21 protein-coding genes are annotated in these 25,713 nt (G+C 71.2%); 9 read left to right on the top strand and 12 right to left on the bottom strand.

What is annotated here, in order from left to right; all coding sequences use genetic code 11:
- Positions 1 to 133 precede the first annotated feature (133 nt).
- From dapF to OG811_RS18275, 3 genes are read right to left on the bottom strand one after another with little or no spacing between them, the layout of a single operon-like run.
- On the bottom strand, positions 134 to 985 hold the full coding sequence (dapF, locus tag OG811_RS18285; RefSeq protein WP_406067349.1) for a diaminopimelate epimerase: 852 nt from the start codon (positions 983 to 985) through the stop codon (positions 134 to 136).
- A gap of 7 nt (positions 986 to 992) precedes the next feature.
- Entirely contained in the window at positions 993 to 1,916 is a 924-nt protein-coding gene (gene miaA, locus OG811_RS18280; protein WP_406067347.1) for a tRNA (adenosine(37)-N6)-dimethylallyltransferase MiaA, read from the bottom strand.
- A complete protein-coding gene (locus OG811_RS18275; protein WP_406067345.1) occupies positions 1,913 to 2,719 on the bottom strand; it encodes a hypothetical protein in 807 nt (268 codons plus the stop codon). Before OG811_RS18275 ends, miaA begins: the two co-directional genes overlap by 4 nt.
- Positions 2,720 to 2,920: 201 nt before the next feature.
- Between OG811_RS18275 and OG811_RS18270 the strand changes: the two genes are divergently transcribed.
- The 3 genes from OG811_RS18270 (at position 2,921) to OG811_RS18260 (ending at position 8,006) form a co-directional block, all read left to right on the top strand.
- Positions 2,921 to 4,129: a DUF349 domain-containing protein gene (locus tag OG811_RS18270; protein ID WP_406067343.1), complete on the top strand. Its 1,209-nt coding sequence runs from the start codon at positions 2,921 to 2,923 to the stop codon at positions 4,127 to 4,129.
- Positions 4,130 to 4,810: 681 nt separating this feature from the next.
- Positions 4,811 to 6,400, top strand: coding sequence for a cellulase family glycosylhydrolase (locus tag OG811_RS18265; protein WP_406067341.1), 1,590 nt, complete (start codon positions 4,811 to 4,813; stop codon positions 6,398 to 6,400).
- 238 nt (positions 6,401 to 6,638) lie between these two features.
- Positions 6,639 to 8,006: a cellulose binding domain-containing protein gene (locus OG811_RS18260; RefSeq protein WP_406067339.1), complete on the top strand. Its 1,368-nt coding sequence runs from the start codon at positions 6,639 to 6,641 to the stop codon at positions 8,004 to 8,006.
- A 51-nt stretch (positions 8,007 to 8,057) separates the two neighbouring features.
- Here the strand turns inward: OG811_RS18260 and miaB are convergent, their stop codons facing one another.
- Entirely contained in the window at positions 8,058 to 9,551 is a 1,494-nt protein-coding gene (gene miaB, locus OG811_RS18255) for a tRNA (N6-isopentenyl adenosine(37)-C2)-methylthiotransferase MiaB (RefSeq protein WP_406067337.1), read from the bottom strand.
- A gap of 220 nt (positions 9,552 to 9,771) precedes the next feature.
- Here miaB and OG811_RS18250 point away from each other — a divergent pair, with 220 nt between their 5' ends.
- Positions 9,772 to 10,680 carry an alpha/beta fold hydrolase gene (locus tag OG811_RS18250; protein ID WP_406067335.1) on the top strand — a complete coding sequence of 303 codons (909 nt, stop codon included), beginning with the start codon at positions 9,772 to 9,774 and terminating at the stop codon, positions 10,678 to 10,680.
- Positions 10,681 to 10,743: 63 nt separating this feature from the next.
- Here OG811_RS18250 and fxsT read toward each other — a convergent pair whose 3' ends face one another.
- From fxsT to OG811_RS18220, 6 genes are all read right to left on the bottom strand, one after another.
- Positions 10,744 to 14,613: an FxSxx-COOH system tetratricopeptide repeat protein gene (fxsT, locus tag OG811_RS18245; RefSeq protein WP_406067333.1), complete on the bottom strand. Its 3,870-nt coding sequence runs from the start codon at positions 14,611 to 14,613 to the stop codon at positions 10,744 to 10,746.
- On the bottom strand, positions 14,610 to 15,881 hold the full coding sequence (locus tag OG811_RS18240; protein WP_406067331.1) for a TIR-like protein FxsC: 1,272 nt from the start codon (positions 15,879 to 15,881) through the stop codon (positions 14,610 to 14,612). The genes fxsT and OG811_RS18240 overlap by 4 nt, the downstream gene beginning before the upstream one ends.
- Entirely contained in the window at positions 15,878 to 16,528 is a 651-nt protein-coding gene (locus OG811_RS18235; RefSeq protein WP_406067330.1) for a TIR-like protein FxsC, read from the bottom strand. Before OG811_RS18235 ends, OG811_RS18240 begins: the two co-directional genes overlap by 4 nt.
- Positions 16,529 to 16,589: 61 nt before the next feature.
- Entirely contained in the window at positions 16,590 to 17,390 is an 801-nt protein-coding gene (locus OG811_RS18230) for an aminoglycoside N(3)-acetyltransferase (protein WP_406067328.1), read from the bottom strand.
- Between the two features lie 7 nt (positions 17,391 to 17,397).
- Positions 17,398 to 19,671 carry an FxsB family cyclophane-forming radical SAM/SPASM peptide maturase gene (locus tag OG811_RS18225; RefSeq protein WP_406067327.1) on the bottom strand — a complete coding sequence of 758 codons (2,274 nt, stop codon included), beginning with the start codon at positions 19,669 to 19,671 and terminating at the stop codon, positions 17,398 to 17,400.
- Between the two features lie 63 nt (positions 19,672 to 19,734).
- The gene (locus OG811_RS18220; protein WP_406067326.1) at positions 19,735 to 19,923 is read right to left on the bottom strand and encodes a hypothetical protein; all 189 of its coding nucleotides are present in this window, start codon (positions 19,921 to 19,923) and stop codon (positions 19,735 to 19,737) included.
- A gap of 162 nt (positions 19,924 to 20,085) precedes the next feature.
- Between OG811_RS18220 and OG811_RS18215 the strand changes: the two genes are divergently transcribed.
- Positions 20,086 to 20,334: a DUF2277 family protein gene (locus OG811_RS18215; protein WP_406067324.1), complete on the top strand. Its 249-nt coding sequence runs from the start codon at positions 20,086 to 20,088 to the stop codon at positions 20,332 to 20,334.
- A gap of 52 nt (positions 20,335 to 20,386) precedes the next feature.
- Here the strand turns inward: OG811_RS18215 and OG811_RS18210 are convergent, their stop codons facing one another.
- A complete protein-coding gene (locus OG811_RS18210; RefSeq protein WP_406067323.1) occupies positions 20,387 to 20,866 on the bottom strand; it encodes a hypothetical protein in 480 nt (159 codons plus the stop codon).
- Between the two features lie 246 nt (positions 20,867 to 21,112).
- The gene (selD, locus tag OG811_RS18205) at positions 21,113 to 22,102 is read right to left on the bottom strand and encodes a selenide, water dikinase SelD (RefSeq protein WP_406067322.1); all 990 of its coding nucleotides are present in this window, start codon (positions 22,100 to 22,102) and stop codon (positions 21,113 to 21,115) included.
- 195 nt (positions 22,103 to 22,297) lie between these two features.
- On the opposite strand from selD, the gene OG811_RS18200 reads away from it, so the two are divergent.
- The 4 genes from OG811_RS18200 to OG811_RS18185 all read left to right on the top strand — a co-directional run bounded on the left by OG811_RS18200 (position 22,298) and on the right by OG811_RS18185 (position 25,711).
- A complete protein-coding gene (locus tag OG811_RS18200) occupies positions 22,298 to 23,053 on the top strand; it encodes an amino acid ABC transporter ATP-binding protein (RefSeq protein ID WP_406067320.1) in 756 nt (251 codons plus the stop codon).
- A gap of 63 nt (positions 23,054 to 23,116) precedes the next feature.
- Positions 23,117 to 23,995 carry a glutamate ABC transporter substrate-binding protein gene (locus tag OG811_RS18195; protein ID WP_406067318.1) on the top strand — a complete coding sequence of 293 codons (879 nt, stop codon included), beginning with the start codon at positions 23,117 to 23,119 and terminating at the stop codon, positions 23,993 to 23,995.
- A gap of 40 nt (positions 23,996 to 24,035) precedes the next feature.
- Positions 24,036 to 24,743, top strand: a complete 708-nt coding sequence (locus OG811_RS18190) for an amino acid ABC transporter permease (protein WP_406067317.1) — start codon at positions 24,036 to 24,038, stop codon at positions 24,741 to 24,743.
- Entirely contained in the window at positions 24,740 to 25,711 is a 972-nt protein-coding gene (locus OG811_RS18185; protein ID WP_406067315.1) for an amino acid ABC transporter permease, read from the top strand. The genes OG811_RS18190 and OG811_RS18185 overlap by 4 nt, the downstream gene beginning before the upstream one ends.
- The last annotated feature ends 2 nt before the right edge of the window (positions 25,712 to 25,713 follow it).

The following is a 25,713-nucleotide window of genomic DNA, read 5'->3' as shown; positions in this document are numbered from 1 at the left end:
GTCTCTGCTCTGCTTCAATCCGCGCAACAGTCGCGGTCCCACCTCGTTGCGTGGGTTGAAGCAGAGCAAAGGCCGCGCACCAACCAACCCCAGCCGGGCACGGGCCGCGGGCGTCAGCAGAGCGGCCGAAGCGTCAGACCCGCACAGGCAGGGTCGCGGGGTTGACCTCGCCCGTCGCCACCAGGACGGCTGGGCCGGACAGCCAGCAGGAGGTCTCGGTGACCGTAACCGTCAGGCGGCCACCGGGGACGTCCACGGCGATCACTCCGGTGTCCCGTCCGGCGTCGCGCAGGGCCACGGCGCCCACCGCGCAGGCACCGGTGCCGCAGGACAGGGTCTCGGCGCTGCCGCGCTCGTACACCCGCATCAGGCTGTGCCCGTCGGTGTCGTCGACCGGCTCGCCCGCGACGATGAACTCCACGTTCACCCCGGTCGGGAACACCGTCGGGTCGAACCCGGGCGCGGTCGTCAAATCCAGCGCGGACAGCTCCACGCCCGCCGGTAGGACGCAGACCAGGTGCGGGTTGCCGACGTCCACGACGGTGCCGGGCAGGGTCAGACCGCCGAGGGTGGCCGTGGAGCCGTCGTACAGCCGGGGGCGGCGCACCTCGACGGACACCGTGCCGCCCTCGACCAGCGCGCGCACGACGCCGGCCCGGGTGGCCACCGGCAGCGCCGCCCCGGCGGGCGTCGCCAACCCGGTGTCGAGCAGGTAACGCACGAAGACCCGGGCGCCGTTGCCGCACATCTCGGCGAACGAACCGTCGGCATTCCAGTAGTCCATGAACCACTCGGCGTCGCCGGCCTGCCCGGCACCCTCCGGATGCTTGGCCGCGCGGACCACCCGCAGTACGCCGTCCGCGCCGATGCCGCGCCGCCGGTCGCAGAGCGCCGCGACCAGCTCCGGAGTCAGGTCGAGCTGACCGTCCGGGTCGGGAAGGAGGACGAAGTCATTGCCGGTGCCGTGGCCCTTGGTGAACTCCACGCCCTCATCATCGCGCAGCGGTTGGCACCAGGCGCAGGGCGGCCCCGATCAGGTCCGGCGTCGCCGAGTCCAACCACTGGATCCGCGGGTCGCGCCGGAACCAGGACCGCTGCCGACGGACGAAGCGCCGGGTGGCCCGGACCGTCTCGTCGTGCGCCTGCGACTCGGTCAACTCACCGGCGAGCAGGCGCAACACCTGCTGGTAGCCGAGCGCCCGGCTCGCCGTCCGCCCCTCGGGCAGCCCCCGCCCGACCAACTCGCGGGTCTCCGGCACCAGGCCGTCGGCCCACATCCGGTCGACCCGCAGCGCAATCCGCTCGTCCAGCAGCCCGGTGTCCAGGTCCACCCCGAGCTGCACCGACGGGTAGTACGGCGTGGGCTGCGGCAGCGACGCGGTGAACGGTGCGCCGGTGAGCTCGATCACCTCCAGGGCCCGGACGATCCGCCGGCCGTTGCCGGGCAGGATGCCCTCGGCGGCGACCGGGTCAGCGGCACGCAGCCGCGCGTACAGCGGCGCCGGGCCGACCTCAGCCAGCTCCCGTTCCAGCCGCTCCCGCAGCACCGCGTCGGTGCCGGGGAACTCGAAACGCTCCAGCACCGCCCGCACGTACAGCCCGGACCCACCGACCAGCAGCGGCACCCTCCCCCGGGCCAGGATGTCGTCCACCGCCGCGCGGGCCAGCCGCTGGTACTCCGCGACGCTCGCCGGCTCGGTGACCTCCCAGATGTCCAGCAGGTGGTGCGGCACCCCGTCCCGCTCGGCCGGGGTCAGCTTGGCGGTGCCGATGTCCATGCCCCGGTAGAGCTGCATCGAGTCGGCGTTGACCACCTCGCCGTCGAGGGCGTGCGCCAACGCGATGCTCAGCGCCGACTTACCCGCCGCGGTCGGGCCGACCACCGCGACGACCGTGCCGGGTCCGTCGCTGGTCACACCCGCTCCCAGGACGCCACGAAGTAGGCGACGCCGTACGGGGCCGCGTCGTGCAGCAGCTCACCGCGCCACCCGCCGCCGGCCGAACGGGCCGCGCGAGCGAGGACCTGCCAGGGCGCGCGGCCGGCGGCCTTCAGCTCCGCCGACAACACCGGGTCGAGGTCGAGCAGGACGTCCAGGTCCGCGTCGGCCAGCGCCGCGGCGACCCTCTGGTCGTACGGGCGGGCGCGCGGGTCGTCGTACCCGGGGGCCTTCTCTCCCCGGCAGGCCGACCCGTCCCCGAGCACCAGCAACGCCACCCGGTCACCCGCGGCGTTGACCGTGTCGGCGACCGCGGCCAGCTCGGCCAGACCGGCGTCGGCGGCCACCTGAATGACGGCCGTCGGCGCGACGGGCAACGGCGCGGCGGTCAACGGCGCGGCGGTCAACGGCGCGGCGGTCAACGGCGCGGCGGTCAACGGCGCGGCGGGCGCTGGCGGGCGCGGGTCGTGCCGGGCCAGCAACCACGCGCCGATGGTCAGGCTCAACGGCAGCACCGCACCCCGGTCGGGCTGGCCGCGGACCAACGGCACGTCCAGGTCGACGCCCCAGGGCTGCAGGGAGCCGGTGGCCGGGATGCTGATCGGGCCGGTCACCGGGCCGCTGCCGAGCAGCACGACAGTGTCCGGATCGGCGGCCAGCAACCGGCGTACGGCGACGTCGCAGGCCGCCCGTAGGTCGTCCAACTCAGGGGCCGCGGAGCCGGCCACCTCGGGCACGAGCAGGGGCGGATGCGGGCAGACTGCGGCGGCGACCAGTGGCACCCGTTCACCGTAGCGGGAATCCCCGGTGCGTCTCCGCGCCGATCCGGTCGTTCGGCCCCTAGGACACCGTATGGTCACGGTCGGCGATAGGCGCTCGACGCGGACCGGGTCGGACCTGTGACAATGCCGGAAGCAACTTGACTGCGCCGTGGCGGCGACGGGGGATGGTTCCCTCGACGCCGGGAGAACGAGGATGGGCACATGAGCGACTGGACTGCCTTCGGACGGGTGGACGCGGACGGCACCGTGTACGTCAAGACCACCGAGGGAGAGCGGGTGGTCGGATCCTGGCAGGCGGGAGCGCCGGAGGAGGGCCTGGCACACTTCGCACGCCGCTTCGCCGACCTGGTGACCGAGGTGGACCTGACCGAAGCACGACTCAAGTCGGGTGCGGCGGATGCCGGGCACTCGTTGAGCACGATCCGGCGGATCCGCACCACGCTGCCCGAGGCCAACGTGGTCGGCGACATCGACGCGCTGGCCGCTCGGCTGGACAAGCTGGCGACCCTCGCCGAGGAGAAGGCCGCAGAAGCTCGCGCGGCCCGGGACGCCGCTCGCGGCGAAGCCCTGGCCCGCAAGACCGCGCTGGTCGAGGAGGCCGAGAAGCTCGCGGCCGAATCCACCGGTTGGAAGACCGCCGGGGACCGGCTCAAGGAGATCCTCGACGAGTGGAAGACCATCCGCGGGGTCGACAAGAAGGCCGACGGTGAGCTGTGGAAGCGGTTCGCCGCTGCCCGGGACGGTTTCACCCGGCGCCGGGGCGCCCACTTCGCCTCGCTGGACTCGCAGCGCAAGCAGGCGCAGACCGCGAAGGAAGATCTGGTCGCCGAAGCGGAGAAACTCCAGGAATCCACCGACTGGGCCGCCACCGCCAACCAGCTCAAGGATCTGATGACCCAGTGGAAGGCCGCACCGCGCGCTTCCAAGGAGGCCGAGCAGAAACTCTGGGAACGATTCCGGGGCGCGCAGGATGCCTTCTTCAGCCGGCGCAGTGAGGTTTTCTCCGCGAGGGACAACGAGCAGCGCGGCAACCTGGAGCGCAAGCAGGCCCTGCTCGCCGAGGCCGAGGCGTTGGACATCGACGCCGACCCGAAGGGCGCCCAGGCCAAGCTGCGGGAGATCCAGGCACAGTGGCACGAGGCCGGCCGGGTGCCCCGCGAGGCGGCCGCCGGGCTGGAGCGCCGGCTGCGCGTCATCGACGACAAGGTCCGCGACGTGATGGACTCGGCGTGGCGCCGCACCACCAAGGAAGACAACCCGCTGCTCGCCCAGATGCGGTCGCAGGTGGCGGAAGCCGAGGACCGGCTGGCCCGGGCGCAGACCGCCGGGGACGCACGCCGGATCAAGGAGGCCGAGCAGGCACTCGCCGCCAAGCGGCAGTTCCTCCAGCTCGCCGAGCAGGCCGGTTGAGCTGACGTCGTCCGGGAGCCCCCGGTCCCCCTTGCGGGATCGGGGCTCCCGCATGCCCCGCATGCCCCGCGCCCCGCGCCCCGCGCCCCGCGCCCCGCGCCCCGCGCCCCGCGCCCCGCGCCCCGCGCCCCGCGCCCCGCGCCCCGCGCCCCGCGCCCATGATCGTGCTCGATCAGGGAAGTAGTGGCATCAGCGGCGAGCGAGACCACTACAACCAGGATCGAGCACGATCGTGCGGGGTCGGCGTGCGCCGTGCGCCCTGATCTGCACAACTACCCGCAAGTTGCTGCTTTCGGCGCGCGGGAGGCAGCAACTTGCCTGATGTTGCGCGGATCTTGAGGGTGAGCACCCGGTGGGAGCCGGGGCAGCGGCGGACGAGGCAGCGGCGGGCGAGGCAGCGGCGGGCGAGGCAGCGGCGGGCGGGGCAGCGGCCGGGACGGTTGACGCATCGACCTGAGCTGATCAGAATGGGCGGCGGAGCCAGGTAGGGCCACCGGCACGAGGGCGACGAAGGCGGAACACCGCTGTCGAGGGTCGCCGGTGAGCTTTCGCGAGTGACCATGTCCGCGTGACATGGGCCGTCGCGCACTGTCCGCGTACCCGTCAAGGGACCGTGACGTGCGGACGGCCGTCCGCCGGCCCCGTCATCGGGCGGCGCCGGACTTCCGAAGTGGAGCTCGTATGTTCCGTCCCACCGCTCTCGGCGGCGCGCTGACCGCGCTCGCCACCGTCGCGGCCGGCGTGTTCCTCGCCGCCGCCGTCAGCACCAGTCCGGCCGTCGCCGCTGGCACCGGTACCGGCTACCTGCACACCAACGGCAATCAGATCGTGGACAGCACCGGCGCCACGGTCCGGCTGACCGGCATCAACTGGTTCGGCATGGAGACCGACAACAAGACCTTCCACGGGCTGTGGTCGAGCAATCCGTGGCGGGGGCAGCTCGACACGATGGCCCGGCTGGGTTACAACACGCTGCGTGTGCCGTACTCGAACGACGCGCTGAAGTCGGGCGCGACCGCCAGTGGGGTCAACGACTTCGTGAACCCGGATCTGGTCGGGCTCTCCCCATTGCAGATCCTCGACAAGGTGATCGCCTATGCCGGCAGCAAGGGGATGCGGATCATCCTGGACCGGCACCGGCCGACGGCGGCCGGACAGTCACCGCTGTGGTACACGTCGACCGTCTCCGAGGCGACGTGGATCAACGACTGGAAGATGCTCGCGCAGCGGTACGCGGGCAACCCAACGGTGATCGGCGCCGACCTGCACAACGAGCCGCACGCCGAGGGCACCAACCCGGCGGCCACCGGTGCGTGCTGGGGCTGCGGCGACACCACCCGGGACTGGCGGCTCGCCGCCGAACGGGCCGGGAACGCGATCCTCGGCGTCCAGCCCAACTGGTTGATCTTCGTGGAGGGGGTGAGCTGCCCCAGCGGTGGCCTCTCCAACGTGTGGGACAACGATCCGAGCAACGACGAGGACTGCGGTTGGTGGGGCGGGAACCTGTCCAAGGCCGGCCAGTACCCGGTACGGCTGAACGTGGCCAACCGGCTGGTCTACTCGCCGCACGAGTACGCCACCTCGGTCTACCGGCAGAGTTGGTTCGACGCTCCGGACTACCCGGCGAACATGCCGGCGATCTGGGACAGGTACTGGGGTTACCTCTACAAGCAGAACATCGCCCCGATCATGATGGGTGAGTTCGGCAGCACCCTGGCCGACCCGAAGGACCGGGTGTGGCTGGAGAAGTTGATGGCCTACACCGGCACCGGGGTCACCGGAATGTCCTTTACCTACTGGTCGTGGAATCCGAACTCGGGTGACACCGGCGGCATCGCGCTGGACGACTGGACCACCATCAACACCACCAAGCAGGCGATCCTCCAGCCGTACCTGATCGCGCCGTCGGGCGGCACCGGTCCGACGACGCCGCCGCCGACCGGCGGGCCGACGAACCCGCCCACCGGCGCCTGCTCGGCCACCTACCGGCAGGTCAACGCCTGGCAGGGTGGCTTCCAGGGCGAGCTGACCGTGAAGAACACCGGCTCGGCCGCGGTGAACCCGTGGTCGGCCACCTGGAGTTGGCCGTCCGGGGTGACGCTGGGCAGTGGTTGGAACGCCACCGTCACGCAGTCCGGCACGACGGTCACCGCCGCCGCCCCGGGGCACGCCCCCTCACTACCGGCGGGTGGGTCGGTCACCGTGGGCTTCACCGCCAACGGCACCGCCAGCGCCCCGGCGACGGTGAAGCTCAACGGCACCAGCTGCTGAGCTGCCGGGACGGCCGGTGCCCTGGCACCGGCCGTCCCGGTCATTTACATCTAGATACTTCTATGCTTTTATCGGGAAAGCGCTTGCCTCTGCATCGGTCGGCGCGAGCGCGGGAGCCGCTTACCTTCACGTACCTGCACTGGCGGGCCTGAGGACCAACCACTGGTCCCGGCCGAGATTCGCCGCCCACGGGCATGGGCGTCGCGATGATCCGTCCGCCTCATCGAGAGGAAGCAGCATGCGCACAGGACGGCGTCGAATGACGCTGATCGCCACCACCGCCGCAGCCACCGCCACCCTCGTCACCGCCGGTCTGCTGACCTCGGTGTCCGCCCAGGCGGCCGCCGGCTGCCGGGTCGCCTACTCCGTCGCCAGCCAGTGGCCGGGTGGGTTCACCGGCAACGTCACCGTCACCAACCTGGGCGACCCGGTCTCCGGATGGACGTTGCGCTGGTCGTACGGAGCCGGCCAGCAGGTCAGCCAGGCGTGGGGCGCCACCGTCTCGCAGAGCGGCGGCCAGGTCTCCGCGACCAACGTCGACTACAACGGCAACCTGGCGACCAACGGCAGCACCTCGTTCGGCTTCAACGCGAGCTGGAACAACTCCAGCAACCCGGCTCCGACCAGCTTCACCCTGAACAACGTCGCCTGCACCGGCAGCACCACACCGACCACCCCGCCACCGCCGAGCACACCCCCGCCGACCACCCCGCCACCGCCGAGCACACCCCCGCCCAGCAACCCGCCGCAGACGGGTCTGGTGGGATGGGCCACCCAGAACGGCGGCACCACCGGCGGCGGCAACGCCGCGATCACGACCGTCACCAACGCCTCGGCACTGACCAGCGCGCTGAACGCGACCGGCGCGGCGGTGATCCGGGTGTCCGGGACCATTTCCTGCTCGGGCATGCTGCGGGTCCGATCCAACAAGACGATCCTCGGCAACTCCGGCGCGACCATCGCCGGCTGCGGGCTCAACATCAGCGGTGACCGCAACGTGATCATCCGGAACCTGACCTTCCGGGACTGGAACGACGACGCGATCAACGTGCAGGAGTCGGCCACCAACATCTGGATCGACCACAACAGCTTCAGCAACGGGTATGACGGCGCCGTCGACATCAAGCGCGGCTCGGACTTCGTCACCGTGTCGTGGAACCGGGTCTTCAACCACGACAAGACCATGCTGCTCGGCCACAGCGACGACAACGCCAGCCAGGACGTCGGTCACCTGCGGGTGAGCTACCACCACAACTGGTTCGACGGCAGCAACCAGCGCAACCCCCGGGTGCGCTTCGGCAACCCGGTGCACGTGTACAACAACTACTACCGGGCCAACGGTGGCTACGGTGTGGCCTCCACCGAAAACGCCGGCGTGCTCGTCGAGGGCAACTACTTCGAGAACGTCGACGACCCGTACCACCTCGGTGAGGGTGACTCCGGGCCCGGCAGCCTGGTCGCCCGCAACAACCACTTCGTCAACTCGCCCACGGGCCAGACCGGCGGCAGCGTGGCCGGCATCCCGTACTCCTACCAACTGGACACCGCGAGCAACGTCAAGTCCATCGTGACGGGCGGCGCCGGCGCCGGCCGGATCACCGTCTGAGCGCGGCGGTTCGGGGAAGGGCCCCTTGTCCAGGGAGCCCTTCCCCGCACATCAGTGGGTGGCGCAGCCAGCGGTGGGTGCGGGTGCGACCGGCGGTGCGCCGATCGTCGGCAGACCGAGCAACACCCCAGGGGTACGCGGGGAGCGACCCGCCTCGGCCGCGTCGCCGGCCCGGGTCCGCCGGTGCGCCACCGGCGCTCCGTCAGCGTTGAGGTGATGCGGCGCCGCGTACGTGATCGTGGTGTGCACGATGTCGCCCGGCCGGATCTGGCCGGCCAGCGACGGCGTACCAGGGGCCTCGGTCGCGAAGTGCACCAGTCGACCGTCGCGGGCCCGACCGGACATCCGGCCGGTCCGCTCATCCTTGCGGCCCTCACCGAGCGCGACCAGCACCTCGACGGTCTCCCCCACCAGGCGCTTGTTCTCCGCCCAGGAGATCTCCTCGACGCATGCGATCAGCCGCTCGTAGCGCTCCTGCACGACCTGCTTGGGCAGCTGGTCGTCCATCGTCGCGGCGGGGGTGCCGGGGCGCTTCGAGTATTGGAAGGTGAAGGCCGAGGAGAACCGGGCCTCGCGGACCACGTCCAGGGTGCGCTGGAAGTCGGCCTTGGTTTCGCCGGGGAAGCCGACGATGATGTCGGTGGTGATCGCCGCGTCCGGCATCGCCGCCCGGACCTTCTCGATGATCCCCAGGTAGCGCTCGGAGCGGTAGGACCGGCGCATCGCCCGGAGCACGTCGTCCGAGCCGGACTGCAACGGCATGTGCAGCGAGTGGCAGACGTTCGATGTCTCGGCCATCGCGGCGATCACGTCGTCGGTGAAGTCCTTCGGGTGTGGGCTGGTGAACCGGACCCGCTCCAACCCGTCGATGTCACCGCAGGCCCGCAGCAGCTTGCCAAACGCGTACCGGTCACCGAACTCCACACCGTAGGAGTTGACGTTCTGCCCGAGCAGGGTCACCTCCAGCACGCCCTCGTCGACCAGGGCGCGCACCTCGGAGAGGATGTCGCCGGGACGGCGGTCCTTCTCCTTGCCGCGCAGCGCGGGCACGATGCAGAACGTGCAGGTGTTGTTGCAGCCCACCGAGATCGACACCCAACCGGCGTACGTGGACTCGCGGCGGGTGGGCAGCGTGGAGGGGAAGACGTCGAGGGACTCCAGGATCTCCACCTCGGCGGCGGCGTTGTGCCGGGCCCGCTCCAGCAGCACCGGCAGCGCGCCGATGTTGTGGGTGCCGAAGACCACGTCCACCCAGGGCGCCTTGCGGACGATCTCGCCCCGGTCCTTCTGGGCGAGGCAGCCACCGACCGCGATCTGCATCCCGGGGTGCTTGTCCTTCACCGGGCGCAGACGACCGAGGTTGCCGTAGAGCCGGTTGTCCGCATTCTCGCGCACCGCGCAGGTGTTGAAGACGACGATGTCCGGGGTGTCGTCGGCCGGCACCGCGCGCACGTAGCCGGCCTGTTCGAGCAGGCCGGAGATGCGCTCAGAGTCGTGCACGTTCATCTGGCAGCCGTACGTCACGACGTTGTAGGTCCTAGCCACCCTCTTGGTGCCCCTTCCCCTCGGGCTATCAGGGTAGCGGCCCGTGCGGCGGCCCCCACCCACCGGCATTGACCCGGCGGCCCATGGCGGGCATCCACGACGGGCAGTACGCTGCACAACAAGAATGTGTTCTGGGCGATTTCGGGGGCTTTGCACTCGGCGCCGACGATGCGCGGCTCCGTTCACGGGGGAGCACATGACGACCCGCGGGAGGCCAACCGTGACGCGACAAGATGCGGCTCAGCGCACCGTCACCACCCCGGACGGGCGACACCTCGCGGTGGAGACCTCCGGCGCGCCGGACGGGCCCGTGGTCTTCCTGCTGCACGGCACCCCGGGTAGCCGCAGCGGCCCCCGGCCCCGGGGCATCGTCGTCTACCGCCTCGGCGTGCACCTCGTCTGCTACGACCGACCCGGTTACGGCGACTCCGACCGGCACGAGGGTCGGCGGGTGGCCGACGCCGCAGCCGACGTGGCGGCGATCGCCGACGACCTCGGCATCGAGCGGTTCGCGGTGGTGGGCCGGTCCGGTGGGGGTCCACACGCCCTGGCCTGTGCGGCACTGCTGCCGGACCGGGTCACCCGGGCCGCCGTGCTGGTGGGGCTCGCCCCAGCCGGCGCACCCGACCTGGACTGGTACGCCGGGATGGCCGAGACGAACGTGGAGGACTACGGGCAGGCCGACGAGGACCTGGACGAGCTCACGCTCAACCTGAAGGTCCGCGCCGAAGAGGCCCAGCGGGACCCGATGACGCTGCTGGATTTCCTGCGCCCGCAGTTGCCCGAGGCGGACATCCGGGTCGTCGACGACATCGCGATCCGCCGACTGCTGACCGACATGTACTCCGAGGCGCTGCGGCACGGCCCCGAAGGCTGGATCGACGACGTGCTGGCGATACGGCGGGGCTGGGGGTTCGACCTCGGCGCCATTCGTGCGGAGGTCCGGCTCTGGCACGGCGACCAGGACCGCTTCTCCCCGGTGCAACACTCCCATTGGCTCGCCTCGCAGATCTCGCGCGCCGAGGTCCAGGTGCAGCCCGGCGCCGCGCACTTCGGGGCGGTGGAGATCCTGCCGCAGACCCTGATCTGGCTGGCCACGCCGGAGCTCGCGACCAGCCCACGGCTCTGAGCCTGCGGGGCAGCACGGCCAGGCCGGCGGGCGGGCCACCTGCCCGACCGCCCGCCGAGCCGGTCAGATCGTGTGCGGGTCGATCACCCGGACGACGAACCGCCGTTCGCGCAGGGTCTGCACGGTCGGATGCTCAGGGCCGATCACCTCGGCCAGCCGGTCCGCCACGGTGCTGACGTCCTCGGCGGGAGCGCCGTCGCCGGCCCGCTTCGACACCAGGGCGAGGTCACCGAGGCAGCGCAGCGTGTCGGGGTGGTCCGCACCGATCACCGTGGCCAGCCGGCCGGCGGTTTCCCGCAGTCGGTCCCGCGCCGACTCCCAGTCACCCTCCTCGGCGAGGCACACCGCCTGGTTGACCTCTGCCGCGAGGGTGTGCGGGTGGTCGGGGCCGAGCACCTTGCGCAACTCGCCGGCCGCCCGGGCAGCCGATACGCGGGCTTCCGATCTACGGCCGAGCGCGCGCTCGGCGGCGGAGATGTTGCTCAACGTCGCCAGGGTGTGCGGGTGCTCCGGGCCGAGCCGGAGATCCTCCTCGTACGCCTGGTTGACGGCGACCAGCTCGGTCAACGCCCGGGCCGCGTCGCCGACGGCCAGCAGGTTTGCCGCGCGGCTCGACCGGCACGCCACCGTGTCCGGGTTGTCCGGCCCGAAGAGTTCGTCGAGCTTCCGGTAGGCCGTCTCGAACATCGGCGCGGCCTCGCCTCCCCGACCGGTGCTGCGCAGTGACACCGCCAGGTTGACCTGGGCGGCGAGACTCTGACCGTCGTCCGGCCCGAGCACCTCGCAGTACGCGTCGTACACCGTGCGCAGCAGGGTCGCCGACCTCTCGTACTCGCCGGCTTCCCGCAGGTCGCTGCCCAGGCGGACGGCGGAGACCAGGGTGTACGGGTGGGTGGGGCCGAGCACCAGCCGCCGCCGCTGGTGCACCTCGTCGTCCCACCGGCGGGCCGACCGGTAGTCGCCGACCAGCCGGTACGAGACGGCGAGGTTGTTGGCCGCGCTCAACGTCCGCGGGTGGTCCTCGCCGAACACCTGGAGCCAGGAGGCGTAGGTGGACCGGTCCCGTTCCAGCGCCTCGGAGTAACGGCCCAGCGCCCGCAGGTCACCGGCGAGGCTGCCGGCGGTCATGAGGCTGTGCGGGTGCAGCGGGCCCAGCAGCCGCCGCTGCTCGGCCAGCACCGCCTCGTCCAGGTCCCGGGCCTCGTCGAACCGGCCCAGGCTGCGCAGAATGTTCGCCCGGTTGAACCGGAGGTGCAGCAGCTGTCGACCCAGCGCCCCGGCCTCGACCTCGTCCTGCATATCGCTGAGCCGAGCGGTCCAGGTGTCGTCCACCTCCTGGCTGAACCCGTCGGCCTGGCTTAGGCCGCCGCGCTGCCACAGATAACGGACCCGGTCGATCAGCAGCTGACACACCGATTCCTCGGGGCAGGTCAGCGCCTCGGAGACCTCCAGGTGCGGCCAGAGCATGCGCAGCCGGGCCCAGGTGGTCGGGTCGTCGACGTCGCCGCGTGGCCGGGACGCGGCCAGCACGAGGTGCACCTGGTGTCGGGCGGCGACGATCTCGTCCTCGGTCATCCGGTCGCGGACCACCGCCTGCAACAGCCGGTGCACCTGGACCCGGCCGCCCTGGACGTCGAGTTTGAGCAGTGCCAGCCGGTTGATCTGCTGGACCAGGGCACCGCGCACGAGCCGCTCCGACACCGACGGGTCGAACGGCACGAGGGCCGCCGCCATCTCGTCGCTGTAGATGAGTTCGAGGGCGATCTCCGGGGCCAGCACCGAGCAGAGCTGCAACAGCCGGTACGCGGCAGGGGCCTGCTCGAGCAGCCGGTTCAGCGACAGGTCCCAGGTGGCCTCCACGGAGAGCGCGCTGGGGCCGTGCCGCTCGATCTGCCGCAGGTAGTCGGCGACCGACGTGCCGGTGTCGGCGAGCCACGCACCTGCCGCGGCCACCGCGATCGGCAGGTCGCCGAGCGCCTCGGCCACGCGGTCGGCTTCCTCGGCGCTGATCGTGGGCACCCGCTGGGCGAGGTGCGCGACGCTCTCGGTGCGGTCGAAGACGTCCACCTGGATCGGGTTCGCCCGGTCACCCCACGCGCGGTTGCGGGAGGTCAGCAGGACATGCCCGGGGCCCTGCGGCAGGAAGGGCTCGATCTGGTCGAGCTCTTCCGCGTTGTCGAGCACGACCAGCCACCGCTCGTACGGCTCTCCCCGGCTCAGCACCTGCAGCACCGACCGGACCGTGTCGGGCAGGGTGGACCCGGCGAGGATGCCGAGGCGGCTGGCGAGATCGGCGAGGGCGGTGTCGACGAACTGCGGCGGGTCGGCCACGATCCACCAGACCACGTCGTACGCGGCCTTGAACCGGTGCACGTACTCCAGAGCCACCTGTGTCTTACCGACGCCGCCCATGCCCTGCAGGGCGACCGGCAGCACCACCGCGCTGCCCCCGCTCTGCAACTGCCCGCGCAGCCGCGCCAGGTCGTCCTCCCGGCCGGTGAACCGGGCGTTCCGGTTCGGGGCGTTGAAGATCAACGGCTCGGCGCCGGGATAGCGGGCGGACCCACCCGCCGGACCGTCCGCCGACGACGGCACCGGCCGACCGACCAACCGCAACACCCGCTCCACGGCGATCGCGGCGCTCACATTGACCAGGTTGGTGGAGCTCTGGGAAGGGAACTCCGCCAGCGGGCGCAGGTCGGCGACGTACACGGCAAGGGCCGTGGAGCCGGTGCTCGTGTCGCGGTCAGGCAGACCGCTGGACGGCGTTGCCACGTACGCCGGCGAGACCACGGTCAGCGTGCGCGGGGCAGGCGTGGCAGCCGACCCGACGGCTGCCGTGGGCTCCACCACCCGCAGCCCGGCCGAAGTGAGCACCCGCTCCAGCCACTCGGCCCAGATGGCGTCCTCCGGCGCGCAACGGAGCACGATCTGGTCGTCGACCGCCTCGGTACGTCGGCGGAAGCGAGCCTTGCCCCGCTCCCGCACCGACTCATCCATCACCGGCAGCGCGGTCACCGCGCCATCGGTGAGGATCCCGGTCAACGTCTCGAACGCGGCCAGCAGTGACGTCGGCGAGCCGGGCGGATCCCCGAACGTCGCCAGGGTCTCCTCGTACGCGTAGAACGGCCGGTAGGGGACCTCGACGGCGGCCCAGTATCGCCGCCGTTCCGCCTCGGTCATGCCCGCCGGCAACCCGGCGAACCGGCGCATGGCCAGCAGGCGACCCGCCTCAGCCCGCTCCTTCTCGGCCTGGTCGACCCGCATCGGCACCGGCAGGACCCGGATGTCCCGCCGCCGGTACCGGTCCCGCACCGAGTGCGCCACCCGGGCCGCGCCGTCGATGCCCTGGTCGCTGAGCGTGAAACAGTCGACAAGCGTGTCCGGCAGGTGCAGGGTGCAGATGTCGGCGACGTCGCTCAACCCCGTTCGGCTGTCGATCAGGGTGAAGTCGTACTGGCGCTTCATGTCGGCCCGCAGCGCCTCGAAGAACTGCGCCCCGCCCAGCCGGTTGTAGAAGTTGTCCCAGTCCAGCCCGCTCACCGAGACGGCGTAGTCGCTGTTCTGCCGGCCCGCGGAGAGGAAATCGAGGCCGCCGCCGTTCGGGAAGTTCCAGTGCAGCGAGAACGCGTGCCGCCCGACCCGGGCGTACTGCTCCATCCAGCGATCCGGCCGGTCGTCGACCCGGGTGGTCTCCCACTCGTAGTCGCGGATCATGTCGATCACACCGCTGGTGCCCTGGATCGCCTCGGCATCGAGGAACGGGTGGAAGAAGCGGTGCAGGCCGGGTGACTCGAGGTCCCAGTCAGCGACAAGCACCCGCCGACCGCTGGCCGCGAGGATCCAGGCCACGTTGGCCAGCGCCATCGTTCGGCCCGTCCCACCCTTGAACGAGTAGAAGGTGACGACCTGGCCTTCGCGATCGTTGTTCATCGGTTTTCTCCGTGGGGACGCGGTGGGGCCGGATCATCAGGCGGGGACGCGGGGTCGGGCGTAACGGTCGGGCCGGCGGCGGACAGGCCGTCGCGCAGGCTCGGCACCGGCTCCGGCGGTGGCTCGAAGGAGACGACCGGGCCGTACTTGAGGAACTGGCGGCGAGCTTCGGTGACCAGCGCCGGCATCAGATCGACGAACTCCGGCAGGCTGCACGCCCGCTTCACCTGGGGCAGACCGGCGTCGTGCAGAAGCTGCGTCACCTCGGTCGCCCATCGGGTGGCGTCCTGGCTGTCGTCGTCGTCGGTGACCACCAGCGGGACGACCCACTCCCGCAGGCCCTGCAGCATCCGGGCGAGGACTCCGGACGCATCCGGCGCCGCCGCGATCCACGGGTCGACCAGCAGCACCGCCGGCCGGCGATCGAGCAGCCCGGCGGCCTGCGTGAAGTCCTCCGTGCGGGCGGACAGCCCGAGGCGCTCGGCGGTGCTGGCCGCGTACTCGGCGACGGGCAGCTCCTGCCGGCGCCCGTACGGCCGCCAGAGCCGGCTCTTGGCGGCGTAGCCCGCGGGGTCGCGGTCGGTCGGCAGACGGTCCTGGGTCGGGGCCAGGACGGCGACGACGAAGTCCGGGTCGGTCGGCGCCGGGCGGAAGACCTCGTCGAGGCCGGGCGCCCGGGACGGGCCCAGCGGTCGCCGCTCGGCGGTGTGCACGATCCGGCTGGCGAGCCGGCTCAGCAGCAGCTCGTACTGCGCCCGGTAGGAGGCCAGCATGCAGAACGCGCGCAGGCCGTCCTCGGCGTACTCCGGGACGTCCCGGCCCAGGTCCAGGGCGCCGTCCAGCTCCGGATGGGTCTCCCACGGATGGAACGGGATCCACAGCACCGGGGTGAGATGGCCAGCAGTGACCCGGGCCGGCCCGGCGGCGGCCAGCCGGGCCCGGAAGGACTCCCGCTCCCCCAACGCCCACGGGCGGTTGAAGTAGCCGGGCGAGTAGAGCGGGACGAAGACCTCGGCGTCACCGAGTGCCTCGGCGAGAGCCGCCTTCCAGTCGGCGCCCAACGGGATCTGCTGGTCGAAGAAGCCGATCCGCATCCCGGCCACCGGTCGCGCCTGGCGCCGCACCTCGTCGGCCAGGTCGGCGAAGAACTGGCCGACCCAGACGTCGGCGTCGGCCCGGGTGCCCGGCGCCGGCGGCGAGTGGGCATAGCTGAGAAAGAAATACGTTCCTCGCGCCGCCGATCGGCGCCGGTCCGCCGGCGGGCTCATCCCGGCTCCTCGGCGAACCGGTTGCACAGCTCGTCCACGCTCGCCGGCACCCAGGGCTCCACCAGGTACGACCGGTGGATGGCCACGATCCGCTGCGCGAGCCGCCAGACCACCGCCCGGTACGCGTTCTCCCACTGCATGGTCAGCAAGCCGTAGACCCCATCCCGCTGGTAGTGCACCGCGATGTCGGGATCCGGCATGGCGGTCGGGGAGAACCGTTGGATGTCGCGGAGCACCCGAGGCAAGGCTGTGCCGTTCGTCGGCGACCAGGTGACCGGCACGATCGCCGTTTCGTGGGCGGAGGCGGAGCTGTGCCGCGCGACGATCTGTCGGCGGGCGAAAGCGTCCCACTCGCGGCCACACCAGTCGCTGCCGAGCAGCGCGCTGGACACCAGCGGAACGAAGACCTGGCAGGTGCCGGCGGCCTGGAGGAGCTCCGGGCTCCAACGTTCCCCGCCCGCGATGGAGCTGTCCAGGAACCCGGCGTCCACCCCGGTCACCGGGCCGACCAGCTCACTGACATGGACGGAGAGGTCCTCGAAGAACCGGGAGACATACTCGGCGGGCTTGCCGGTGGCGCGGCCGACCGGCGCCCTGGAATAGCTGAGGAAAAAGAGCGGGGCGCGCGTTCTGGAGGGTGCGTCCACTGTGCTCAAGGCTACCCCTCCGCCCTCCCCCTGCGGCCGGAACATCAGCGTAATCCCCGCGTCAACGTTGCGCCGCCAAGCGGTTCGCGGCGAACCAGCCGACCGCGAAGTCCACCGCAGGGCGCGCCGGCAGCAGGCGGGCACTCGCCCTACCGACCTGACCGTGCTGGACGAACGGCGCGTCGTCGAGCGCGGCGCCCACCGCGGGGAAGTCGCGGTCGTCCAGGTCGAGAGCCCGGAAGTCGAGGCGGACCCGGCGCCCGTCGACGAGCCGGAAGCAGCGGTAGTCGCGCTCGGGCGCCGGCACCGCAAGCCGGTACTCGGCCAGGTGCAGGGCGCTGCACACCTCGTAGCCGAGGCCGAGCAGCAGGATCTGCCCGTCCGCCGCGTAGAGACCGCCGATCGGTGAGCGTTCCCCCAGATGGCAGGTGAGGTCGTGGCCGTCGGTGAGCTGCCGGGCCCGAGGGCCGAGCGCGGCGAACGAGGTCTGCGGATGATCGCTGCGTACGGCACCGGGGGCACACCGGACGTACTCGGCGAGCGCACCCATCCGCTGGGAGGGGGTGGTTTGGCGGTCCCAGCCCGGCAGCGCCGCCTCGTACCTGTCGCGCTGCGCCCGGTCCATGCCGGCGGTGGCCGCCAGGTGGGCCCGGGAGGTGGTCGAGTTGCCGTCGGTCTGGGTGGGCACGAGCAGCGTGCCAGCCGGGCCGAGGACGTCCCGCAGGGCGCCGGCGAGCGTCGCGGGGCCGTGCTCCAGCGGGCCCACCCGCCGGAGGCCGCAGTGCACCAGGAGGCACACACCCGGGCGGACGCCCAGCGCCCGCAGGTCGTCGGCGAGGCGAGGACGGCCCAGTGTGGACATCTCCCGCTCATCTGGACCCGACACAGGTCTCCTCAATGGCGTGACGCAGCTGCCCGACGAACCGCTCGCCCGCCGCGGTGAGCGACCGACTGGCCAGCAGCGCGTCGACGCCATCCCGGGTCCAGGCCAGGAAACGGGCAGCGTGCGCCGACGCGTCCGGGCCGTCGGCGGCCGCCCGGGACCGCCACACCTGGGTGACGGCCAGGTGTGCGTACACCCCCTGCAGCACGCCTTCGGGTGGCCGCGGGTCGGGGCGCCAGGGCACCCGGATCCGGGTGCCCTGCCCGGGTTTGACCAGATCGAACAGGTCGAGCACGGCTCCGAGCTTCGCGTGCTGCCACTCGTGCACGAGCAGCACCGCCATCGTCTCCGGGTCCGGATCGGTGGTGACGGCGACCGCGCCGAACGCGTGCCGGGCGGTCGCGCTCCGCAACGGTCGCGCCGGGTCGGGTGCCAGCGGCACGACGGCGCGCAGACCGCCGTCGAGCGCCGCCGCGTGCGCCGGCACGTCCCGGTGCACGACCTGCCAGGCCTCGGTCAGGGTACGGCCCAACGCCCACGCCGCCGGGGCCTCCAGGCGAGGCGCCACCGGTTGGCCGTAGCAGTCCCGGTACGGGTCGCCGTCTTCGAGGAGCAACCGCCCAGCGGGAACCGGCACGTCGCGGGTCGGTCGCCAGCCGGCCGACAGCTCGACCGGATCGAGGAGCACGGTCCGCTCGGCGGTCCCACCCCGGACCCGGAGTTCACCCGGCCGGACGGTCACCTCGGCGCTCTCCCCCACGCCGGGCAGCAGCAGGCCGCCGAGCGTGGGCAACGTGATCGCATCGGCCCGTACCGGGACGTGCACCGCGGCCGGAACGCCCGCCCGGAGAGCCGCGGCGACGGCGAGCGCCGGCAGCGGGTCGAGCGCCGCGCTGACGCCGGACCGGGCCGACGAGTCGAGGCGATGCACCAGCCAGGGCCGAACGAAGGGGTGCTCCAGGACCGCCCGGACCGCCTCCGGCGCCACCTGATCGAGGTGGACGAGCAGCTCCCAGGCGGCCGTGGGGCCGGCCAGGTCCCGGCAGGCCACCAGCAGCGCCCGGGTGATGGAGAGCTGGGTGGCGGTGAGCAGTGCCAGCGTCGCCGCCGACCCGTGCCCGGTGGCCAGGTCGTCCAGCAGTTCGTCGACCGGCGACGCGGCGGACCACTCGCTCGGCGCGGCGGGAGCGGGCTCGGGGTACGCGTCTACGCGGTTGATGAGGTGAAGCAGGTCGGCGCAGTACACCGAGGGGTTGTCAAAGCCGGAACCGGTGCGCCAGCGGTGGGCGTACAGGCCGCCGCCGCACCGGTCGACCACCGGGCAGGCCCGGCAGGTCGCACAGAGCCCGTCCACACCGTCCTGTCGGACCGCGACCCCGGGGTGCCGGGCGACCTCGTCCACGGAATGGCCGAACACGTCGAACCCGGTGCCGGCCGCGCCGTGGTAGGCGGTCTTCAGCGAGTCAACCTGCTCCCAACTGCCGTCCGCCTCGATCACCAGCACATCGGCCGGCGCGAGGCCGAACGCCTCGGTGCCGCCGCCACCGGGCCGCAACGCCTCGAACAGCCGGATCGACACGGGACGCCCGTCGTCCACCCAGCGCCGGTGGAGCCGTCCCAGCCAGTCCGCGTACGGGGTGGACCCGGGGCCGGGGCGTTCCGGGGGGTTGTCCCAGGTGGCGTGTGGCAGCAGCAGGTCGACCCGGGGAGGGCTCTCGGCCAGCAGTGCCTCGTACACCCGATCGGGATCGTTGCGAACGTCGACCGTGCAGAGGATGCCGGCGTAGCTGACGCGGTGGTCCGGCTGCCGGAGCAGGGACAGGGCTCGCCGGACCTGGTCATGGCTGCTGCCGCCGTGGGCGAAGACCCGGTGCCGGTCGTTGGCGGCACGGTCACCGTCGAACGACACACCGACCTGCACGGCGTAGTCGACGAGCAGCCGGCACAGCTCCTCGTCAAGCAACACGCCGTTGGTCTGCATACGGAGGTCGAGCAGCGTCCACGGCGTGATCGCCGCCCGCAGCTCGGCCAGCACCTCGCGCAGCCCGGCAGCACCCAGCAGCAGCGGCTCACCCCCGTGCAGCACCACGTGCACGACCGACAGCTCGTGCTCGCGGGCGTGCTCGGCGATGCGCCGTGCGGCGGCCCGGACCGTGGCCGGTGGCATCCGCACCGGTCGACCACGCCAGGTCTGGTCAGCGTGCTGGTAGATGTAGCAGTGGTCGCAACTGAGGTCGCACCGGCTGTGCACCTTCAGCACGAACTGGCTGATCCGCCGGCAGGATCCGCCCGCTCCGGGTGGACCGCACCGGCAGGCCATCGCTCAGATGGACGAGTTGAAGGCGGCGACGGGGACGCTGCCGGACGGCACGGATTGATTCGCGACGACGCGCCTGCGGACCGCCTCGACCAGATCGGCGTGCTCGACGGCGATCCGCTCCAACGGGATGTGCAGGCTACGGGTGAGATCGACTAGGACGGGACGGGACGGGCTGGTGGGGGCGTGGTCCACAATGAGTCTCCGGGGGCCCGGGCGCTGGGAGCGCGAGCGGCGAGAATGGCTCGAAAGGCTCTGGTCCGTGACCAGGATAGACAAATATCGACCCAGTGTCACCGTCGGTACAACCGCCGGCACCGCGGGTGCAATCCGGGTGCCGACAGAGGAGGAGCGCACATGTGTCGGAGCATCAAGACGCTGCGTGAGCCGTTCACCCCGCAGGTGACCGATGCGGACGTCGAGGCGGCGGCGTTGCAGTACGTCCGGAAGATCTCTGGCTTCCGGGCGCCCGCCGCGCACAACGCCGCCGCGTTCGACGCCGCGGTCGCCGCCGTGGCCGAAGCGACGCGCACCCTGCTCGACCAGCTGGTGGTGCGGGGTGCCGCAACGGGCACCCCGGACCGGCAGGCCGCCACCTCCAGCTGATCACCGTCTCGCCAGCACGGCCCCCCGGCCGGCCGGGGGGACCCGTGGCGGGTCACGCCGCGGCGAGCGCCGGGGCGACCGTGTCGGGCGCCCAACGCGAGCGGTGGCACTGCGACCAGCCCCGACAACCCGGGTCGCCCGCCGTGCAGAGCCGCTGCCTGCTGAGCGCCTCACCGTCCTCGGTGTCCCGCACGTCGAAGTGCACCGGGCGGACCGTGCCGTCCGGGGCGACGAGCAGGTGCCGGCCCGCGTCGAGCGTGTCGTCGCGCAACAGACAGTTGCGGCCCAACAGTCGAGCGAGTGCGGCGATGCTGGCGTGCTCGGGCAGCCGCTCGGGCACCCGGTAGCAATCCACGACCGTCGCGAATTCGCCCGGCGCCTGCCAGACGTCGCACACCACCGCGTACGCCGGCAGCCGGGCCGGGTCGGCCACCGCCAGTGGCATCACCACCCGACCAAGCGCCTCGGCCAGCGCCGGGTAGACCTCCACGGGTCGCACCCCGTCGATTCTCCAGTTCCACAGCTCGGTCATTCCGCCTCCTCGCTGCGTTCGTCCCACCGGCCTCCGGATCGGGCCTTACACACGATGGTGGGGGGCATTTGACCCCAGCCGGGGGCAAGTTACCGGTCTGTGACCATTCCGGGCAAAATTTCCCTGAGCGGCATTGCTCGGAGTAGTGGGAAGGTGACAGTTTATCGGGTATGGTCCGCGACCGGCGCCACCGCCACCGCGTGTTCGACGACGGCGATTGCCGGTCCGACGACGGCCGCCGAGAGGTCAGCGCAGGACGACGAGGTGCTCGCTGCGGGGCAGCAGCTCACCCACCACGGGCACGCCGGGCACCTCGCCGGCGACCAGCAGGCCACCGGAGGTCTGCGCGTCGGCCAGCAGCAACCGCTCGTCCGCACCCGCCGCGCCGAAATCGGTCCACGGGGTGACCCACTCCAGGTTGCGCCGGCTGCCGCCGCTGACATAGCCGTCGCGCAGCGCCTCCCACGCACCGGCCAGGTACGGAACCCGGGCCGTGTCGATGGCCACCGTGAGCTGGCTGGCCCGGGCCAGCTTCGAGGCGTGCCCGAGCAGACCGAACCCGGTCACGTCGGTGCCACAACGAATGCCGGCGGCAACCGCCGCGCGAGCGGCGTCCCGGTTGAGCGCGCTCATCGTTGCCACCGCCTCCGGAAAGCTCTCGCCGGTGGTCTTGTGCCGGGTGTTCAGCACGCCCACCCCGAGTGGCTTCGTCAGCGACAACGGCACCCCGGCCCGCCCCGCGTCGAGGGTGATCAGCTCCTCCGGTCGGACCGTGCCGGTGACCGCGAGGCCGTACTTCGGGCCGTCGTCGTCCACGCTGTGCCCGCCGGCCAGGTGACAGCCGGCCTCCCGGGCCACGTCCTGACCACCGCGCAGAACCTCACCGGCCAACTCCATCGGTAGCACGTCGCGCGGCCAGCAGAGCAGGTTGAGCGCGATCAACGGGGTGCCGCCCATCGCGTAGACGTCGGAGAGCGCGTTGGCCGCGGCGATCCGACCCCAGTCGTACGCGTCGTCGACCACCGGCGTGAAGAAGTCGGCGGTGCTGACGATGCCCGTCCGCTCGTCCAGGCGCACCACCGCCGCGTCGTCGCCGTGGTCCAACCCGACAAGCAGTTCCGCGGTCCCGGTGGCCGGGCCGAGACCGGCCACCATGATCTCCAGTTCCCCCGGGGGGATCTTGCAGGCGCAGCCACCGCCGCGGGCATACTTGGTCAGCCGTACCGATTCGGTCATTCCTCCATGCTCTCGACACCGCGCCACGATCGCCACCGTTGTGCCTCGCACGATGACCCGAATCGGACGTCCGACAACGATCGTGACCGGTGTTACCGCTCCGTGACCCGCCGGGTTGCGTACTGCCACATCAGGCCGCCTACAGTGGCCGCACCGGGGGTCAACCGACCCCTATCCGGGGAGACGACAGGGACGGTGGACGACGTGACGACGGGCGAACCGCTCATCGTGCTGGACGCGGTCAACAAGTGGTTCGGGCCGCTGCACGTGCTGGACGACGTCTCACTGTCGGTGGGTCGGGGCGAGGTGGTCGTGGTGATCGGCCCGTCCGGCTCCGGCAAGTCGACGCTGTGCCGCACCATCAACCGACTGGAACCGATCAGCTCCGGCACCATCACCTTCGACGGCCAGCCGCTGCCGGCCGAGGGCAAGCCGCTCGCCAAGCTACGCAGCGAGGTGGGCATGGTCTTCCAGTCCTTCAACCTCTTCGCCCACAAGACCATCCTGGAAAACGTCACCCTCGGCCCGGTCAAGGTCCGCAAGGAGAAGCCGGCAGCCGCCCGCGAGCGCGGCCTGGCGCTGCTCGACCGGGTCGGCATCGCCAACCAGGCGGACAAGTTTCCGGCCCAGCTCTCCGGCGGGCAGCAGCAGCGGGTGGCCATCGCCCGGGCGCTGGCCATGCAGCCCAAGGCGATGCTCTTCGACGAGCCGACGAGCGCCCTGGACCCGGAGATGGTCGGCGAGGTGCTCGACGTGATGACCTCGCTGGCCAGCGACGGCATGACGATGGTCGTGGTCACCCACGAGATGGGCTTCGCCCGGCACGCCGCGAACCGGGTCATCTTCATGGCCGATGGGCAGCTGGTCGAGGACGCCCCGCCAGCGGAGTTCTTCGCGAACCCGCGCAGCGAGCGGGCCAGGGACTTCCTCTCCAAGATCCTCACGCACTAGGCGTCCGTAGTGGAGCGCGCCGCACCCCGGTGGGCTCCGTTGAAGTTGAAGAAGGAGAAGAGTATGCGTATCACGCGCGTTGCGGCAGTCGCCGCGGTTGCCGCTCTGGCGCTCGGCCTCACCGCCTGTGGTGGCGACGACGACGGGGAGGGCGCCGGCGCAGGCAGCAAGTCCTTCGCCGCCGGCAGCACCATGGAGAAGCTGAACAAGGCCCAGAAGATCAAGATTGGCACCAAGTTCGACCAGCCTGGCTTCGGCCAGAAGGGCCTGTCGGGCAAGCCGGAGGGCTTCGACGTCGAGGTCGCGAAGATCATCGTCAAGGAGCTCGGCATCCCCGCGGACAAGATCGAGTGGGTCGAGGCCCCCTCGAAGGTCCGCGAGGACGTGATCGTCAACGGCACGGTCGACCTGGTCGCCGCGACGTACACGATCAACGACAAGCGCAAGGAGCGCATCGCCTTCGCCGGGCCGTACTACGAGGCTGGCCAGAACATCATGGTGAAGAAGGACGACACCACGATCACCGGCCCGGACTCGTTCAAGGACGGCACCAAGAAGGTCTGCTCGGTCACCGGCTCCACCCCGGCCGAGGAGATCAAGAAGCACGTCAAGGACGTGGGCTCCCAGCTGGTGCTCTTCGACACCTACGACAAGTGCCGGGACGCCCTCAAGGGCGGCCAGGTCGACGCCGTGACCACGGACAACGTGATCCTGCTCGGCTACATCGCCAAGGACGAGGCGTCCTTCAAGCTGGCCGGCCCCAACTTCACCAAGGAGCCGTACGGCATCGGTGTGAAGAAGGAAGACACCGACTTCCGCAGCTTCATCAACGACACGCTGGACAAGGCTGTCGGCGACGGTAGCTGGAAGAAGGCCTGGGACGACACCGCCGGCAAGTTCGGCGCGGAACTGGGCTCTGCGCCCACCGTCAACCGCTACTGATCTGATCCTTCGATCTGGAGGGTGGGAGGAACCCCGACCCGTGAACGTGCTCATCGACAAGTTCGACGTCTTTGCGGGTGGTTTCTGGCTCACCCTCCAGATCTGCGTACTCGCCGCGATCGGCGCCCTCATCCTGGGTGCCGTCGTGGCGGTGCTCCGCATCTCGCCGGTGCCGCCTCTGCGCGCGCTCGGCACCGGCTACGTGAACATCTTCCGCAACATGCCGCTGACCGTGATGATGTTCTTCGCCGCGTTCGGCCTGCCGGCGCTCGGCTCGAACGCGGACTTCCTCCGCATCCCGGTGATCGACTCGTTGTTCACCCGGCTCGGCACGGACCTGCCGTACTTCCGGTTCGCACTGATCGCCCTCGTGCTGTACACCGCCGCGTTCGTCTGCGAGGCGCTGCGGTCCGGGGTGAACGCGGTGCCTGCCGGTCAGGCGGAGGCTGCGCGGTCGCTGGGCCTGACTTTCGGGCAGAACCTGCGCCACGTGGTGCTGCCGCAGTCCTGGCAGGCCTCGGTGGTGCCGCTCGGCTCGGTGATCATCGCGATGATCAAGAACTCGGCGCTGGTCGGCTTCTTCGGGGTGGTAGGTGACCTGTCGCAGACCGCCGACCAGCTCACCTCGGCCGAGGGCTACGCCTTCGTCCCGGTCGCCATCGGCATCTCGATCGGCTACCTGATCATGACCGTGCCGCTCGGCGCCCTGCTGGACCGGATCGAGAAGCGACAGGCGGTGGCCCGATGAGTCAGCAGACCAGCGTCCTCTACGACGTCCCCGGGCCCCGACAGCGACGGATCACGCTGATCAGCAGCCTCGTCGCCGGGCTGGCCGTGCTCGTCGGGGCCTACTACCTGATCTACCGGTCCCTGAACGAGAAGGGCCAGTTCTCGATGGATTTGTGGGGTCCGCTCATCGACCCCTCCAACGAGAACTTCTCCCTGGTGTGGGGCCGGATCGGCCTCGGCTTCAAGAACACCCTGATCGCTGCGGCCCTGGCCATCGTGGCCTCGCTGGTGGTCGGCACGCTGCTGGCGATGCTGCGGATCCAGCTCAAGAGCCTGACCCGTCGCCAGTTCACCGGGCTCGCCACGCCGCTGGCGTACCTGCTGCGTGGGCTGAGCACGCTGCTCTCAGCGATCACCCGGGTCTGCGTCGAAGTGTTCCGCGGCCTGCCGGTCGTGATCACCATCTTCTTCGTGGCCCGGGGCTTTCCCGAGTTCGGCATCAGTTTCGACACGCTGTGGTATCTGGTCATCGGTCTCACGATCTACAACTCCGTGGTGATCGGCGAGATCCTGCGTTCAGGCATGGAGGGTCTGCCCGGCGGGCAGGCCGAGGCCGCGGCCGCGCTCGGCCTCTCACCGCTCCAGTCGACCCGGATGATCCTTCTGCCGCAGGCATTCCGGATCATGCTGCCGGCGCTGATCAGTCAGCTCGTGGTGGTGCTCAAGGACACCTCGCTCGGCTTCATCATCAGCTATGAGGAGACCCTGAACATCGGCAAGCAGATCATCGGCTATCTCGGCAACCCCATCCAGGTCTACGTCGTGATCGCCGTGCTCTTCATCGTGGTGAACTACTCCCTGTCGAAGCTCGCCCAGTACGTCCAGCGGCGGCTCGCCCAGGGCCGCAAGACCGCCGGCACCCCGGCCCAGAACCCGCCGCCTGCGGCACTGATGTCCCAGGTCGAGGCGGGCGGCGGGGGTATCTGACA

The sequence above is a fragment of the Micromonospora sp. NBC_01638 genome, assembly GCF_045209745.1.
In the GTDB taxonomy this organism is placed as follows: Bacteria; Actinomycetota; Actinomycetes; order Mycobacteriales; family Micromonosporaceae; genus Micromonospora.
The sequence above is the reverse complement of the archived record's forward strand: the minus strand, read 5'-3'. Positions and strand labels throughout refer to the sequence as shown.

Excerpts from the sequence above, each read along its gene's own strand:
- OG811_RS18260 (WP_406067339.1), top strand. The coding sequence starts at position 6,639 with ATGCGCACAGGACGGCGTCGAATGACGCTGATCGCCACCACCGCCGCA.
- fxsT (WP_406067333.1), bottom strand. The coding sequence starts at position 14,613 with ATGAACAACGATCGCGAAGGCCAGGTCGTCACCTTCTACTCGTTCAAG.
- OG811_RS18230 (WP_406067328.1), bottom strand. The coding sequence starts at position 17,390 with ATGTCCACACTGGGCCGTCCTCGCCTCGCCGACGACCTGCGGGCGCTG.
- OG811_RS18270 (WP_406067343.1), top strand. The coding sequence starts at position 2,921 with ATGAGCGACTGGACTGCCTTCGGACGGGTGGACGCGGACGGCACCGTG.
- OG811_RS18185 (WP_406067315.1), top strand. The coding sequence starts at position 24,740 with ATGAGTCAGCAGACCAGCGTCCTCTACGACGTCCCCGGGCCCCGACAG.
- OG811_RS18240 (WP_406067331.1), bottom strand. The coding sequence starts at position 15,881 with ATGAGCCCGCCGGCGGACCGGCGCCGATCGGCGGCGCGAGGAACGTAT.
- OG811_RS18215 (WP_406067324.1), top strand. The coding sequence starts at position 20,086 with ATGTGTCGGAGCATCAAGACGCTGCGTGAGCCGTTCACCCCGCAGGTG.
- OG811_RS18265 (WP_406067341.1), top strand. The coding sequence starts at position 4,811 with ATGTTCCGTCCCACCGCTCTCGGCGGCGCGCTGACCGCGCTCGCCACC.
- OG811_RS18195 (WP_406067318.1), top strand. The coding sequence starts at position 23,117 with ATGCGTATCACGCGCGTTGCGGCAGTCGCCGCGGTTGCCGCTCTGGCG.
- selD (WP_406067322.1), bottom strand. The coding sequence starts at position 22,102 with ATGACCGAATCGGTACGGCTGACCAAGTATGCCCGCGGCGGTGGCTGC.
- OG811_RS18210 (WP_406067323.1), bottom strand. The coding sequence starts at position 20,866 with ATGACCGAGCTGTGGAACTGGAGAATCGACGGGGTGCGACCCGTGGAG.